This window comes from Neorhizobium sp. CSC1952 (assembly GCF_030378245.1).
Taxonomy (GTDB): Bacteria; Pseudomonadota; Alphaproteobacteria; order Rhizobiales; family Rhizobiaceae; genus Neorhizobium; species Neorhizobium oryzae_A.
This window is the reverse complement of sequence record NZ_CP128416.1, coordinates 2,646,035-2,660,685: the sequence shown is the minus strand read 5'-3', so window position 1 is coordinate 2,660,685 and position 14,651 is coordinate 2,646,035. Positions and strand designations below refer to the sequence as shown.

The window sequence follows — 14,651 nt, the reverse complement described above, 5'->3', positions numbered from 1 at the left end:
GGCAACCCACGCCCGCCGGATCAGCGCCCCATCTTGAGAAGTGCTTCCACCATTTCGTCGGTCATTCGCAGCAGCTTGGCGGCCGCCTTGTAGGCCTGTTCGATGTCCAGGAGCAGCGACAGTTCCTCGTCGAGGCTGACCCCCGTCGCGCTCGAATAGGCATTCAGCGAACGGCTGAGCATCGCATATTTGGCTTCGTCCGCGTGCGTGGCGGAACTGCGCAGCTGCTCCAGCCATCCGACCGACATCGTCGCGAAGGAAAGGAGGTTCCTGGAATCGCCGATCGCCGTTGCCGGGTCGAAGGCCATCGGCGCCTCCAGATTCCGGTTATATTGATCGATCAGGCCGGCATAGCTGCTGCCGCCCGTGTTCACCCTGTATTCGGCCCCGTTCATGCCGCCATCCCGCAGCGCGTCCATGCTGCCTACCGGCGGCACGACGGCCGGATTGATGACCAATCTGGAGGCTAGGCCGGGAACGATCGCACCGGCAGCAGGCACGGCCGTCTGCAGGGCGCCCGTCTCGTCCTTGTAGGTGAACAGCCCCGCCATGGGCACGAGCGTGCCGTCCGGCCCGGTTTCCGCGAACGCCGTAACGAGCCCTCGTGCGATCTCGTCGAGCTGGCTCTGGAAGACGGGCGCTATCTGGTCGCGCAGTTGAAGCAGGGCCTGCAGCGAACCTTTCGCGGTCGTGTCTCCGCCCTGCCCTGCCCTCAGCGGAACGCCGTCGATGGCAATGCCGTTGCCGGGTGTCGACGCATCGAAGCTGGCCGTCGGCTGAAAGGTCACCTTGCGCGGCACGGTCTCGAACAGCGTGGTGCCGTCCGACGTGTAGAGAACCATGTCGTTGCCGTCGCGGAGCGACGCGGTGACGCCGACGATCTCCGATATCTTCTTGAGCAGGCCGTCGCGGGTGTCGAGCGCATCGTTGGGATCGCCGCCGGTCGCCGTCAGGTTCTTGACCCGATCGTTCGCCTCCTGGAACTGGGAAAGCAGGGCATTGAGCTCGCCGACCTGGTTCCCGATCTCTTCGTCGGCCTGCTTGCGCAGCCCCTGCAGCTGGTCGGAAGCGGTCTTCAGACCCGCAGCAACATCCTGGGCGCTGGCAAGCACCGCAAGGCCGAGCCCGATGTCATTGGCCTTGGCGGCAAAGGCATCGAGGTTGTTCTGGAGGGCGGCTATGAGCTTTGCGGGAGAAAATTCGTTGTCGTTTCCTCCCATCAGGTTCTTGATGGCGTTCAGCCCGTCGAGAAGCGTCCGCTGGCCGCTCGCGGCGGAAGAGCTCTCAATCGTCTGCCGCAAGAGCGCCGGATTGCCCGCCCTGACGATATCGCCCACCACCGCACCGTTGCCGCCAGCGACGATCGGGGCGGAGCGGCGGACATAATCCGGGTTCTGAGCATTCGCGAGGTTCTTCGCGACGACCGCCGCCTGCGTTCCCGTATTGCTGAGGATCGCCTGTGCGGTGGAAAGGGTCGATGACAACGACATCTGGGCTCCTGATTGGTTGCGGGATCTCCGTGTCTGTGAAATCCGAGGTACCGGGGATGTATCGCCTGGCGCCGGTCAAAGAGGTCGCCTGTTTTCTTCCAAGACTTCCTACCTGCGCCTGATCTGGGAAAGCGCCCACAGCGTATCGGCACTGATGCCGCCTCCCCCGCCGAGGAGTAGCGCTGCCGATGGCTGGGAAGAACCGTATTCGAGGTCGTACATGATGGTGAACCGGTGCACGAGCTTCGCGAGCTTGGCCGGATCCTTGAGGTCCTTCAGGTTGATGTGCTTCTCGACGACCTTCGCCTGCTTGTCGACATTGACGGAGCTGAACTCGCTCGGCAGGCTGAAGGTCACGCGGAAGAACTCGAGAAGCGCGTCGTCGCCAAGGATGCCGTAAGCGTCCGTGATCGTCGGAGCGACACGCTGGAAATAAAGCGCCAGGCGGACGCCCGGATTGTCTTCTCCCTGCTGCGTCTCCAGCACCTGGTTGAGATAGGCCTGCTCGGTCGCCATGACGCTTCCCATGTTTTGTGCGCCCGTGGCCTTATCGCGCGAGATGTTGCCCTGCCCGTCGAAATTGAAAGAACCCAGCATCTGCGCAAACCGCTTGTCGCTCTGCTGGTTGACGAAGCTCTTCGGATCATTGAGATCGGACGAAAAGATCTTCTTCAGAAACTCGTCATTCACCGCCTTGGGGTCGAAACCATTGGCCGTGAGCACGATATCGACCAGTTTCCTGTCGGCAAGGAATTGGGAAAGCGTCTCCACCCTGGCGATGCGGTCCGTGTAATATTTCGATTCCTCCTCGGCCTGCTTGCGTGCCTCCTCCTTCTCGCTTTTGCTCAGAAAGCGCGTCTTTTCGACGATGTAGTCGCGAGCCGTCTGGGTGATGGCCGTCGAAGACTGCGCGAGTACCGGCGTCGTGACGTCACCCTTGGCAGTGAAGTTGAAGGCCTTGGCCAGCACCAGGAAACGTTCGTCCTTGAACTGGTTGACATAGCTCTTCGGGTCCGAAAGGTCGCTCGTCAGAACCTTCTTGATGGCGAATTTCGACACCTCGGAAGGATCGATCCCAACCGCGCGAAGCGCCAGGGAATAGACGTTGCCGGTTTTCAGGAAATCGTCGAGCGATGCGACGCTTGAAAGAGCGGTCTTATAGAGCCTGATCGCCTTCTGGTCCGCCTCTTCCTGTTTGTCGTCATACCTGCTCATGTAGAAGCGGGCGGTCCGGTCGGACTGCTGCTTCGTCTGCGCCTGTCCGTCCACGCTTCCGTCGGCATTGAAGTTGAACGCCTCGTAGAGCTCCTTGTATTGGGGCCGCGCGTCGAGGTTTTTCCCGACGATGTCGCCGGAATTGACGAGGATCTGCTCGATCGTGGCGGGGACGATGTAGGACTCGTTGAGATCGAAGGCGGAACGGATGTAGTCGAACAGCCGCTTGTCCTGCGACAGGTTGAGGTCTGCGATGCTCGTCGCGGTGGCAAGCCTCTGAATAGCATAATCCCGGATCATTTCGGCCTGCGTCTGGGTCAGACGCGGCTGCTTCATCAGATAGGCCGAAACCGTCTTGTCCAGCTTCTCGGCAGTCTGGGCGCCACCGGCCGGCACCGAGCCGTCGGCGTTGAACTGGAAATCCTCGACAAGGGCAAGGAACCTCTCGTTCGACGTTATCTCGGCCGTAAGACGCGTCTGCAGCGTTTTAAGCTCGGCCCTGCGCTGATCCGTCCTGTCCAGCGGCACGAGGCGCGCGTTCAGGTCGTCCAGGCGCGATTGGGAGCTTTCGAGGTTCGTCCGGTCGGTCTCCAGATTTTCCTTGAGGGCGTCCATCTCCTCCTGTTTCGCATCGATGAGCTCCTGAAGCTCGGTTTCGTCACCTCCGTCGTCCAATTGCGCCCTGAGATCGGCAAGTTCGGCCTCCAGGGCAGCGATCTTCGTTTCCTTGGAGGCTATGGTCGCCCGCAGGCTTGTCACGGAGCCATCGAGGTTTCGCCGTTCGAGCAGATCGGCGTCTTCGCTCTTGGCAGCCGCGAGCGTGGCCTTGGCCTCCGCGGCAGCATTGCCCCAGGTCAGATTGTAATAGCTGCTCGGGTCTCCGAGGTCGCTGGTCAGCGCGCCGCGGAGGTCCTTGTAGATGAAGTACTTGCCGTCGATGCCGTAGGATTCGAACATGTAGTTCCGCAGACGCTCGTTCTGAAGAAACTGGTCGACGTTCTTCACCTGGGAGACCATCGCCTTGTAGTAGCGCGTCTCCTCCTTCGTATGTTCGGCAAAGGCCGAGATGCTCTGGTCGTAAAGTCCCAGAAGCTTGTCCCGCTGCGCTTCCGACTGGGCGATGCCCTGCGCCGACATCGTCTTGCCGAAGTTGAAGGCGGCCGCGAAGTTCTTGTACCGGTCATCGGTCAGGCGGTTGGCATAGCTGTTCGCGTCGCTGAGATCGCTCTCCAGAACCTTCTTGATGAAGGCCTTCGCATAGATCATCTCCTCGAGGCCGTAGGCGGTCATCGCATAGGAATAGAGACGGTAGTCCGCGACGAATTCGTCGATCGTCCTCACCTTTCCGATATTCTGGCGATAGTATTCCGCGTCTCTCGCGACGGTCGCCTGTGTCGCGACGCGACCGAGGCTCTTTGCAATATCGCGGTTGACCAGATCGAAAGTCAGATAGGTCGATACCATCGTAGCGATCTCCGGCGGAACATCCGTGTGTCAGCGACTTTCGCCGCTTGCCCATTGCCCAACCACAGTACGCAAGACTTGCGATCCGCCTCTGGCATCCCGATGAATCAGCCGACACGTCCCATTTCGCATGAACGGCCGCTTCGGTGTTTTTCGTGAAAGTTAAAAAAGTGTTTCCGAATTGTAACGGCGGCAGGTCTGCCGCTACGAAGGAGTGGCGAACGCGTAAGGGGTATTCTAATGACTTACCAGCCCAATGGGATTCCCGGCCTTGAGTTCTGTTCCTCATATCCTGATCGTGGACGACAATGCGGAAATACGGTCGCTGCTGAAGGACTTTCTTCAGCGCCGCGGAATGCGCGTGTCGCTTGCCAAGGACGGTAACGAGCTCGCTCTGGAACTGGAGCGGACGAAACTCGACCTGATCGTGCTCGACATCATGCTGCCGGGAAGGACCGGGCTTGAGCTCTGCCAGGAAATCAGACGGCGCTCGCGGATTCCGATCATCATGCTGACCGCCATGACGGATACGAGCGACCGGATCGTCGGGCTGGAGGTCGGCGCCGACGACTATATGTCCAAACCCTTCGACCCTCGCGAGCTTCTGGCGCGAATACGCGCCGTGCTTCGCCGCCACGGCGGCACCGCTCCCCCGGAACCGTCCGCCGCAGCCGCCGTCGTTCGGTTTGCCGGATGGACCCTGGATTTCGGCCGCCGCCGGCTCACCGACGCTGCCGGCGTTCGGGTGGAGCTGACGCGCGCGGAATTCAATCTGCTCGAAGCGCTCGTCGAGGCTTCCGGGCGCGTCCTCAGCAGGGAGCAGTTGATCGAGCGATGCGGCGGAAACGCCAGCCAGAGCTTCGACCGCAGCATAGACATCCTGGTCAGCCGGCTGAGGCGCAAGCTTGACGACAATCCCAAGGCACCATCGATGATCGAGACGGTGCGTGGCGGCGGCTATCAATTCGTGGCGGATACGTGCCGCGACTAATCGGGATATTCCGGTTCGAAGTCGAAATTGGGTGCCAGTTCGACGAGCATCATCAGCGCCAGCATGGAAATTCCTATGGCGACCGATCCCGCGACCAGATATCTGCGCCGCCTTCGCGCGACCGCGACGGCTTCCTCGGCATCGGCTGACGCGGCGATTTCGGAGATCAGCACCATCAACTCGGCCTCTTCGTCCGAGGGAACGAAGAACTCCGCGACTTTGCCATCCGCCTCGATCCGCAGATGTCCGCATGCACGCGGGTCAGCGGGGCTCTTCTTCCTCGAAAAGGCATTGTCGTTATGTCCGTGCCATCGCGTCCGGTCATGAAGCTTGCCGGTCCTCGTGTCCGGCGGTCTTTCAAACATGATGTTCTCCATTCGCTGCCGTCCCGTTTGGAAGACGCGACGTTATCGCACGCAACGATCCGCAGCATTTTTCACCACCGTGCAAATCGTGTTTCCGGATTGTAAAAACCGGAGACAAGGTCGCTGACGAACGGCTGCACGGATGGTATCGGCTGACATGGCATGGAGTTGCTGGAGGCATATCACGACTATGCGCGATCTAGGGTGGTCTACTGCACGGCGTCTCATTCCACGGACGCTTCCGGCCTGGGTGCTGATCGTCCTGATCGCCGTCCTGCTCGTCTCGCAAACCAGCCTTTTCGTCATCATGTCGCGTGACCGCGTGGCATCGAACGAGACCGTGGACTTCTACCGGATCAACGAAAGGGCTTTCTGGCTCGCCAAACTCATGACGCCGCTTTCGCCCGAGGAGCGCAAGCGCATCAGCGGCGAGCTGACGGACCCCACGGTCGTTCTGACCCTTTCTTCGTCACCCGGCGTCGCCCTCATCGCGGCCTCCAGCGATCCCCTTGCCGAACTTGAGGATATCCTTTCCGCGCAGCTTTCGAGATTTGGCATAGAGGACGTCCGGGTTCGTCTCGAGGAACCGCAGCTGCCGGACGCCACGGCGAGAAGGGCGCAGAACCCCGACCAGACCAGCGACGTGCAGGAAAACCTTTCGGAAATCGCCAGCGATTTTCTGAAGAGCCCGCGTTACCGGGTGTCGCTGAGGTTCCAGGACGGACAGTGGCTGAACATCGTCACCCCCGTGACGCCGACGGGGCCGCTTCTCTCGCCCGACAGCCTCCCCACGTATCTCGCCGTCAGCGCCTGCGTCGTGATGATTGCATTCTGGGCGGTGTGGCGTATCGCAGCTCCGTACCAGCTCCTTGAAGCAGCGGTCAGGAGGCTTGGAGACGATCTCAACAGCCCGCCTCTGCCGGAGAAGGGCGGACGGGATTTCCGCAGCGCGGCCCGCGCGCTGAATCAGACACAGGCAAGGCTTCAGGAACACTTCGAGGAAAGGGAGCTGCTCGCGGCAGCGCTCGCGCATGACCTGCGGACGCCTTTGACCAGGATGCGGCTGCGCCTCGCGCTGCTCCGGAACTCCTCGTTGAAGAAGGCCCTGGCGGAAGGCATCGCCGACATCGAGGAAACCGTCGAATCGGTGATCGGGCTGGCGAAACTGGGCGCCAATACCGAATCCATGGAACTGATCGATCTATGGAGCATGGCCGATGCGATCGCCGACGAATACGAGGAGGCGACCATGGAGCCTCTGAAGGGCGAGACACCACGTCTCATCTGCCTCGCGCCTCCGGTGGCACTGCGGCGATCGATCCGGAATGTCGTCGAGAACGCGATCAAATACGGTCACAGCGCCAGGCTCGCGCTACGGCATGATGAGCGGCACGTCATCCTCGCGGTTATCGACGAAGGCCCCGGCATCGGGGATGCGGAAATCGACCGGGTATTCAAGCCGTTCATCAGGCTCGAGCAGTCGCGGAACCGGGAAACCGGCGGCTCTGGCTTGGGCCTGACCATCGCGCGAAATCTCATCCGCAAGCTCGGAGGCGAGATTTCGCTCAGAAACAATCCCGGCGGCGGGCTGGAGGCGAGGCTCATCCTCCCGCGCTCTGCGGCATAACGCTGGCCCTTTCCTGTGCCGCAGCCAAGGGGTTACCCGTCAGCTACGGCCGCAATGCTCGGATCAGCGCGCAGCTATCCGGCCGGCAAACATCGCCCGACCGCCTGTTTCAGAGAAACGCCGTCGAGAAGATCGGGAAGACCGCGATCAATACGAGGCCGACGAGCAATGCGCCGATATACGGCCAGATCGCCTTCATCGCCTCGTCCGGCGACACGCCGCCGATCTTGCAGGCGATGTAGAAGCCGATGCCGATCGGCGGCGCGATCAGGCCGATATTCATCGCGGTGACGACCACCATCGAATAATGCACGTCGTTGATGCCGAGCGTCTTGGCGATCGGGAACATGATCGGCGCCATCAGCACGATCGCCGGCAGGCCCTCCAGCACGCAGCCGAGCACCATGAAGATCGCCACCGTCACCGCCATGAAGGTGAGCCAGCCACCCGGAAGCCCCGTGACGGCCTGGGCCAGCTGGAAGGCGAAACCGGTCTGGGTGAGCGCCCAGGCCATGGCCGACGCACAGCCGAGGATCATCAGTATGGCGCCCGACAATGCGGCCGTCTCGACCAGCATGCCGTAGAGCTTCTTCAGGCTGATGCCGCCATAGAGCGTCGCGCCGATGATGAGCGCGTAGAGTACGGCGATGGTGGAGACCTCCGTCGCCGTCGCCACGCCACCGCCGACCGCGCTGCGGATGAGGAAGGGCAGAAGCAGGGCCGGCGCGGCGACGATCACCGCCTTGCGGATCGTCCCGAAAGAGGCGCGCCTGACGCCTTCCATCGATTCGTGCCTCGATTTCCAGCGCGCCAGAACCGCAAGCGCCAGTAGCAGGACCATGGCGATCGCGAAACCGGAGGTGAACAGGCCGGCGATAGAGACGCCTGCCGTCGAGCCAAGCACGATCAGCACGATCGAGGGCGGCACGGTCTCGGCCATGGCAGCGCCCGTCGCCAGCAGCGCGATCATTTCCGGCGGCTTGTGGCCGCGCCGCTTCATTTCCGGAAAGAGCGCCGGCGCGACCGTCGCCATGTCCGAGACCTTCGAGCCGGAAATGCCGGAGACCAGGAACATGGAGCCGAGCAGGACATAGGACATGCCGGCGCGGACATGACCGAGCAGCGAGGCCAGCACTTCGACGATCGCCTTGCCCATGCCGGTGGCGTCGAGAACGCAGCCGAGCAGCACGAAGATCGGCACGGACAGCAGGATGATGCTCGACATGCCCTCGTCCATGCGGCCGACGATGACGAAGATCGGCACGGAACTGGTGAAGGTGAGGAAAGACAGCGCGCCAAGGCCGAAACAGAAGGCGATCGGAACGCCCATCGCAAGCAGGATGCCCACCCCGAACACGAGGAACAGGACGATGTTCCAGTTGCCGAGGAACGCAAGCGCCGGCTCCAGCGCGAAGAGCAGACCGCCGACGGCGCCGACCAGCACCGCCGCGCCGAGCAGCATGCGGGCATTGCCGACCCGGACGCCGTGGAGAATGACGATCGCCAGCATCAGCCCTAGGCCGACCGGCAGCGCCGAAGCGCGCCAGCTCATCGGGATCAGCAGGGCCGCCGAGGTGACGTAGCTTTCCTCGATCGCATAATCGATCGCCGGATAGAGGAGGCTCCCCAGGAAGACTGCCGTCAGCAGCAGGCCGACCGTGGTGACGAACTTCTGCTTCCGCTCGCTGATGAGATGCAGGAAGACCGTCAGCCGGAGGTGTTCGTGCCGGTCGATGGCGATCGCCGATCCCAGCATGGCGAGCCAGAGGAAGGCGAGAGACGCCGTCTCGTCACCCCAGATGATCGGCGAGGAAAAGACATAGCGTGCCGTCACCCCGATCAACAGGATCGCAATGATGAAGGTGAGCAGCGCCGCACAGATCATCTCCACCGGCCGCATCCATAGCGAGCCGGGCGCCGATTGCTGCAGCTCCATCAGCGGCAGGTCGTCGAGCACTTCGGAATTCATTGCCATATTGTCCTCCCCGACGGCGGTCTCGGCGCCATCGTCTCCTCGAAACTCAAACTAAAGATACGGTACGGCGCTGCTCACGGCAGGTTTTCCCGGAAGATCACTTCGCTGCGCAGCGGCTCGACATCCTCGTCGGCCGGCAGGCCGTCGCGCAGGTTCTTGAACACCCGCGCGGCGCGGGCGATCGTGTCGTTGGGGTTCTGGGTGATGACCGCATCCATCGTGCCCTCGATCAGGAACGCACGCGTATCGGGCGTCAGGCCATGACCGACGAAGACCAGCGAATGCTCGCGTCTCGCATCCTTGATCGCCTTGCCGACGCCGCTCGCGCCGCCGCCGATATTGTAGATGCCGGCGAGATCCGGATGCTGGCTCAGGAGCATGCGCATCTGCCGGTAGTTCATGGTCTCGTCATCATGGCCTTCGCGGATACCGACGACCTCGATATGCGGATAGCTTTCCTTCAGGACGTGAAGAAAGCCCATCTCGCGTTCCTCATGGGCGCGATAGCTGAGGCTGCCGGCGATCATCGCCACCTTGGCGGGCGCCTTGCCGACGAATCGGGCGATCAGATAACCGGCAAGCCGGCCGGTCGAACGGTTGTCGAGCCCGAGATAGGCGGAACGTTGCGCGTTGGCGATGTCGGAGATCAGCGTGACCGTCGGCACGCCTCTGGCGGCCAGCTTGTTCACCGCTTCCCGCACCGCCGGATGTTCCAGCGCCATGAAGGCGATACCCTCGGCCGAACGCCCATGCTTTTGAAGCGCCGTCGCGAGAGCTTCCGGGCTGAAGCTTTTGATGTATTCCACCGTCGGCTTGATGCCGTGCTTCTGGAAGAGCGACGTGTGTTCGATGATCGACCGGCCGAGATGTACGAGGTAGCGGTTGGTGCCGGCGGGCAGCAGGAAGGAGATGTTGGCAAGCGTCTGCGGCGTCGCGGCGCTCAGCGCACCCTCCTCGACATATCCCAGCTCGGCGGCGGATTTCATCACCCGCTGCACGGTTGGGGCGCGCACGCCTTGGCGGCCGTTCAGCACGCGATCGACCGTCGCGGTCGATACGCCGGCATGGCGCGCCACATCCACGATGGTCGGCCGGCGACCGGTTTCAGGGTGTTCGAGTGCTTCGCCCAACATCGGATTACATCAAATTACATCAGATTTCATATTTGACTTCATCATTCATATGATCGAATTTCCGGCTTGGGAAGTGACTTTTTTCATCGGGAGGGAACAAAGATGACAATGACACTCAACCGCCGCACCCTGTTGAAGGGTCTGGCCGCAGCGCCGGCAGCCGGCGCCGTATTTTCGATCCCGCGCTTTGCCAATGCCGCCGAGATTCAGCTCCGTTACGGCAACAACCTGCCGCTCAGCCATCCGCTGAACATCCGCGCCAAGGAAGCGGCCGACCGCATCGCCAAGGAAACCGACGGCAAGGTGGAAATGCTGATCTTTCCGGCCAACCAGCTTGGCGGCGACACCGACATGCTGTCGCAGGTCCGCAGCGGCGCGCTCACTTTCTTCACGCCGTCCTCGCTGGTCATCGCGACCCTGGTTCCGACCGCGGCGCTGAACGCCGTCGGCTTCGCATTCAAGGATTACGAGCAGGTGTGGAAGGCGATGGACGGCCCGGTCGGCAAGATCGTGCGCGACAAGATCGCCGACGCCCGTCTCTATGCGATGGAGACCATGTGGGACAACGGCTTCCGCCAGACGACCACGAGCGGCGACCCGATCACCAATGCCGACGGCATGAACGGCCTGAAGATCCGCGTGCCGGTGAGCCCGCTCTCGATCGACATGTTCTCGGCGCTCGGGGCCTCGCCGACCAGCCTGCAGTTCAGCGAGGTCTATTCCGCCCTGCAGACCAAGGTCGTCGATGCCCAGGAAAACCCGCTGCCGATCATCCAGGTCTCGAAGCTCTACGAAGTTCAGAAGAACTGCGCGCTGTCGAACCACATCTGGGACGGCTACTGGTTCATCGCCAACGGCCGCCAATGGTCCGGCCTCGCGGACGACGTCAAGACGGTCGTTTCCCGCGCCATCAACGAAGCGGGCCTCAAGCAGCGCGAGGACATCGCCGGCCTGAATTCCGGTGTCCAGGCCGACCTCGAAAAGGCCGGCCTCGCCTTCAACAAGGTCGAAACGGACAGCTTCCGCGCCAAGCTGAAGGAAAACGGCTTCTATTCGAAGTGGAGCAAGGAATTCGGCGACGAGGCCTGGAGCGCGCTCGAAAGCGTCGTCGGCTCGCTCGCCTGATCTCGATCGAACAGGCGGCGGAATAGTTTCCGCCGCCTCCATCAAAATCCATCATAAAAATGAAGTAAAGACATCACATGAGCCGTTTTTTCGGGAAGGTCCGCCAGGCGGGATATGTCGTCGACGATATCGAGGCGGCGATGGATTACTGGACGCGCGTGCTGGGCGTCGGCCCCTTCTTCTACAATGAGCGGGTTCCGATCGTGAATTACCGCTATCGCGGCGAAAGCTATCGGCCGCACAATTCCGTGGCGCTTGCCAATTCCGGAGAATTGCAGATCGAGCTGATCCAGACCCGCAACGACGTGCCGTCCATGTACAAGGATTTTCGCGACGCGGGCCATCGCGGCCTGCAGCACGTCGCCTACTGGACCGACACGTTCGATGCCGATCTCGACCGTCTGGCCAGAGAGGGTTTCGAGGTGGTCATGGCCGGTGAAGTCGGCGAGAACGGCCGCTTCGTCTATTTCGACACCCATTATCATCCGGGAACCGTGATCGAACTTTCGGAGGTGGCTGGTCCCAAGGGCCGCATGTTCGATGCGATCCGCAAGGCTTCCGAAGACTGGGACGGCAAGGATCCGGTCCGCCCCTTCCCCGACCTTTCGAAGATCTGAGGCGCGCCCGGTGACGGATACGCATTTCACCGCCGATTACCTGGTCGAAACGCCGCTGCCGCTGGCGAAGGTGGCCGAGATCATGGCGGGCGAACAGTCTTCGGGAACCTTCATCAGGGTGGAAGGCGAGACGGACGACCTGCGCGCCCGGGCGCGCGCCGAGGTGATCGCTATCGAGGATCGCGGCGAAGTGGAAAACGCGACATTGCCGAGCGCCTGGCTGAACCGCCGCGGCATCACCGCCCGGCCGCATCGGGCGACGGTAAAAATCCGCTTTCCGATCGACAATATCGGCGTCAACCTCGCAGCGCTCGCCTCGACCGTCGCCGGCAATCTCTACGATCTCGGCGAGGTCACCGGCCTGAGGTTGGAGAACATCGCGCTGCCGGCCTCCTGGCGGCGGCAATATGCCATGCCGAAACAGGGCATTTCCGGCACCCGCAGGCTGACGGGCGTCGCGGAAGGGCCGATGATCGGCTCGATCATCAAGCCGAATGTCGGGCTGACGGCGGAAGACACCGGCAAACTGGTCGAGCGGCTCTGTGCCGCCGGCATCGACTTCGTCAAGGACGACGAGATTTCCGCCAATCCGGTGTATGCGCCGCTCGCCGAGCGCATCCCGGCCGTCATGGCGGCGGTGAAGCGCGCCGAAGACCGGCTCGGCCGCCGGGTGATGATCGCCTTCAACATCACCGATGAGACCGACGCCATGCGCCGGCATGCGGACCTCGTCGCGGAAGAGGGCGGCACCTGCGTGATGGCCAATCTCAACTGGTGCGGCTTTTCCGCCGTCGAAACGCTCAGGCGCTCGACCGATCTGGCGCTCCACGGCCATCGCAACGGCTTCGGCGCCCTGTCGCGCTGCGACGTGCTCGGCATCGGCTTCCCGGCCTATCAGGTTCTCTGGCGGCTCGCGGGCGTCGATCACATGCATGTGCATGGGCTCGACGGCAAGTTCGCGCAGGAGAACGGCGAAGTGATCGAAAGCACGGCGCTCTGCCTCACGCCGCTCGACGACAGGTCCGACGACCGCGTCCTGCCGGCCTTCTCCTCCGGCCAGTGGGCGGGCACGGTTCCGGCCACCTGGAAGGCCGCGGGCGGTGACGATTTCCTGTTCATGGCGGGCGGCGGCATCATGGGCCACCCGGGCGGACCGGCAGCGGGGATAGAAAGCATCCGCGCGGCCTTCCGGGCGATGCGCGAAGGAAGGTCGCTCGAAGAGGCGGCCCGGTCTTCGGAGGCGCTTCGCGAGGCGCTGGATTTCTTCGGGAAAGCCGGATGAGCGACGGGACCAGGATGCCGTTCTACGGCTGGTACGGGGATGACTTCACCGGCGCGACGGACACGCTTGCGACGCTCTCGATGCGCGGGGTCAGGTCTTTCCTGTTCCTCGCTCCCCCATCTGAGCGCCACCTTTCCGAGGCCGGCGAGCTCGACGCGATCGGCATCGCCGGCTCGGCCCGCGCCATGGCTCCCGCCGGGATGGAAAAGGCGCTCGCGCCCGCCGGCCGTTTCTTCGGGAAATGCGGTGTGCGGGTTCTGCATTACAAGTGCTGCTCGACTTTCGACAGTGCCTTGAACATCGGCAATATCGCGACGGCGATGAAGGTCCTCCGCGGCTTCGTCAGGCAGAAACAAGCCTTGATCCTCGGCGGCCAGCCCTCGCTCGCGCGCTATTGCGCCTTCGGCAACCTCTTCGCCGCGGCGGGATCCGGCGGCACGGTCCATCGCCTCGACCGCCATCCGACCATGAGCCGGCATCCCTCGACGCCGATGACCGAGGCAGACCTGCGCAGGCATCTGCAGGCCCTGGGCGCGGGGGAGGTCGGCCTCGTTGCCTGGCCGATGCTCGATGGCGGCGGCATCCCGACCGCCTCGGAGCCGAACATCCTGTTCGACGCGCTGACCGAGGACCATATCGCAGCCATCGGCCGGGAACTGAACCGCCGCGCCCGCGAGGGCTCGTTTCTCGTGGTCGGCGCCAGCAGCGTCGCGGAGGCCGTCTTTTATGACCGCCCCATCGGGCCGGCGAGATTTGCCGCGAGAAACCATGGACCGGTACTTGCGGTCGCGGGTTCGCTCTCGCCCCTCACCCGCATGCAGGTCGAGGCCGCGACGTCCTTCATCCGCATCCAGGCGGATGCAGCCCGGTTCGTCGGCGAAGACACCTACCGCGAAAAGCTGGCGACCAGGATTTGTCTCGCACTCCGCGAAGAGCGCAACGTGCTGCTTTCGACCGCCCCGGACGATCCCGCTTCGATTTCCGGAGCTGATGTGCGGCTTGCAGAAACAACGGGCCGCTTCGTCGACCGTCTGCTCGCTGAAGTCCCGGCAAGGAGGCTGATCGCCGCCGGCGGCGATACGTCCAGCCATCTCGTTCAGAATCTCGGGCTTTGGGGCCTCGCCTATGGCGGGCAGATTTCGCCCGGCGTGGCGATCTCGGCCGGCCGCAGCGACAATCCGGATCGCGACGGCATGACGCTGATGCTGAAGGGCGGCCAGATGGGCAGCGTCGATCTCTTCGATCGTTTCGCGGCCTAGAGCGCCGTGCGTCCGAACGGACGCACAAAGGACGCTCTAACTTATTGAATCTACGCATCGTGCTTACCGAAAATCGATTCCGATTTTCGGGCCGATGCTGTAGCCTCC

Annotated in this window: 11 protein-coding genes; 6 read left to right on the top strand and 5 right to left on the bottom strand. The window is 62.8% G+C overall.

Going from position 1 to position 14,651, the window contains the following annotated elements; all coding sequences use genetic code 11:
• Positions 1-20: 20 nt before the first annotated feature.
• Together flgK and QTA58_RS12990 are read right to left on the bottom strand one after the other, a co-directional pair.
• Complete coding sequence (flgK, locus tag QTA58_RS12995; RefSeq protein WP_289669147.1) at positions 21-1,490, bottom strand: flagellar hook-associated protein FlgK; 1,470 nt, start codon at positions 1,488-1,490, stop codon at positions 21-23.
• A gap of 108 nt (positions 1,491-1,598) precedes the next feature.
• Positions 1,599-4,169, bottom strand: a complete 2,571-nt coding sequence (locus tag QTA58_RS12990; protein WP_289669146.1) for a DUF1217 domain-containing protein — start codon at positions 4,167-4,169, stop codon at positions 1,599-1,601.
• 271 nt (positions 4,170-4,440) lie between these two features.
• On the opposite strand from QTA58_RS12990, the gene QTA58_RS12985 reads away from it, so the two are divergent.
• Positions 4,441-5,160: a response regulator transcription factor gene (locus tag QTA58_RS12985; RefSeq protein WP_289669145.1), complete on the top strand. Its 720-nt coding sequence runs from the start codon at positions 4,441-4,443 to the stop codon at positions 5,158-5,160.
• On the opposite strand, the gene QTA58_RS12980 is transcribed toward QTA58_RS12985, so the two are convergent.
• Complete coding sequence (locus QTA58_RS12980) at positions 5,157-5,525, bottom strand: hypothetical protein (RefSeq protein WP_289669144.1); 369 nt, start codon at positions 5,523-5,525, stop codon at positions 5,157-5,159. The two genes, QTA58_RS12985 and QTA58_RS12980, sit on opposite strands and share 4 nt — an antisense overlap.
• Before the next feature lie 190 nt (positions 5,526-5,715).
• Between QTA58_RS12980 and QTA58_RS12975 the strand changes: the two genes are divergently transcribed.
• Entirely contained in the window at positions 5,716-7,152 is a 1,437-nt protein-coding gene (locus QTA58_RS12975) for an ATP-binding protein (protein WP_289669143.1), read from the top strand.
• Positions 7,153-7,261: 109 nt separating this feature from the next.
• On the opposite strand, the gene QTA58_RS12970 is transcribed toward QTA58_RS12975, so the two are convergent.
• Together QTA58_RS12970 and QTA58_RS12965 are read right to left on the bottom strand one after the other, a co-directional pair.
• Positions 7,262-9,127, bottom strand: a complete 1,866-nt coding sequence (locus tag QTA58_RS12970; RefSeq protein ID WP_289669142.1) for a TRAP transporter large permease subunit — start codon at positions 9,125-9,127, stop codon at positions 7,262-7,264.
• A 74-nt stretch (positions 9,128-9,201) separates the two neighbouring features.
• Positions 9,202-10,260, bottom strand: coding sequence for a LacI family DNA-binding transcriptional regulator (locus QTA58_RS12965; RefSeq protein ID WP_289669141.1), 1,059 nt, complete (start codon positions 10,258-10,260; stop codon positions 9,202-9,204).
• Positions 10,261-10,368: 108 nt separating this feature from the next.
• On the opposite strand from QTA58_RS12965, the gene QTA58_RS12960 reads away from it, so the two are divergent.
• The 4 genes from QTA58_RS12960 to QTA58_RS12945 all read left to right on the top strand — a co-directional run bounded on the left by QTA58_RS12960 (position 10,369) and on the right by QTA58_RS12945 (position 14,543).
• A complete protein-coding gene (locus tag QTA58_RS12960; RefSeq protein ID WP_085420586.1) occupies positions 10,369-11,385 on the top strand; it encodes a TRAP transporter substrate-binding protein in 1,017 nt (338 codons plus the stop codon).
• Between the two features lie 77 nt (positions 11,386-11,462).
• On the top strand, positions 11,463-12,002 hold the full coding sequence (locus QTA58_RS12955) for a VOC family protein (protein WP_289669140.1): 540 nt from the start codon (positions 11,463-11,465) through the stop codon (positions 12,000-12,002).
• 10 nt (positions 12,003-12,012) lie between these two features.
• Positions 12,013-13,284: a RuBisCO large subunit C-terminal-like domain-containing protein gene (locus QTA58_RS12950; RefSeq protein ID WP_289669139.1), complete on the top strand. Its 1,272-nt coding sequence runs from the start codon at positions 12,013-12,015 to the stop codon at positions 13,282-13,284.
• Entirely contained in the window at positions 13,281-14,543 is a 1,263-nt protein-coding gene (locus QTA58_RS12945) for a four-carbon acid sugar kinase family protein (RefSeq protein ID WP_289669138.1), read from the top strand. The genes QTA58_RS12950 and QTA58_RS12945 overlap by 4 nt, the downstream gene beginning before the upstream one ends.
• Positions 14,544-14,651 lie beyond the last annotated feature (108 nt).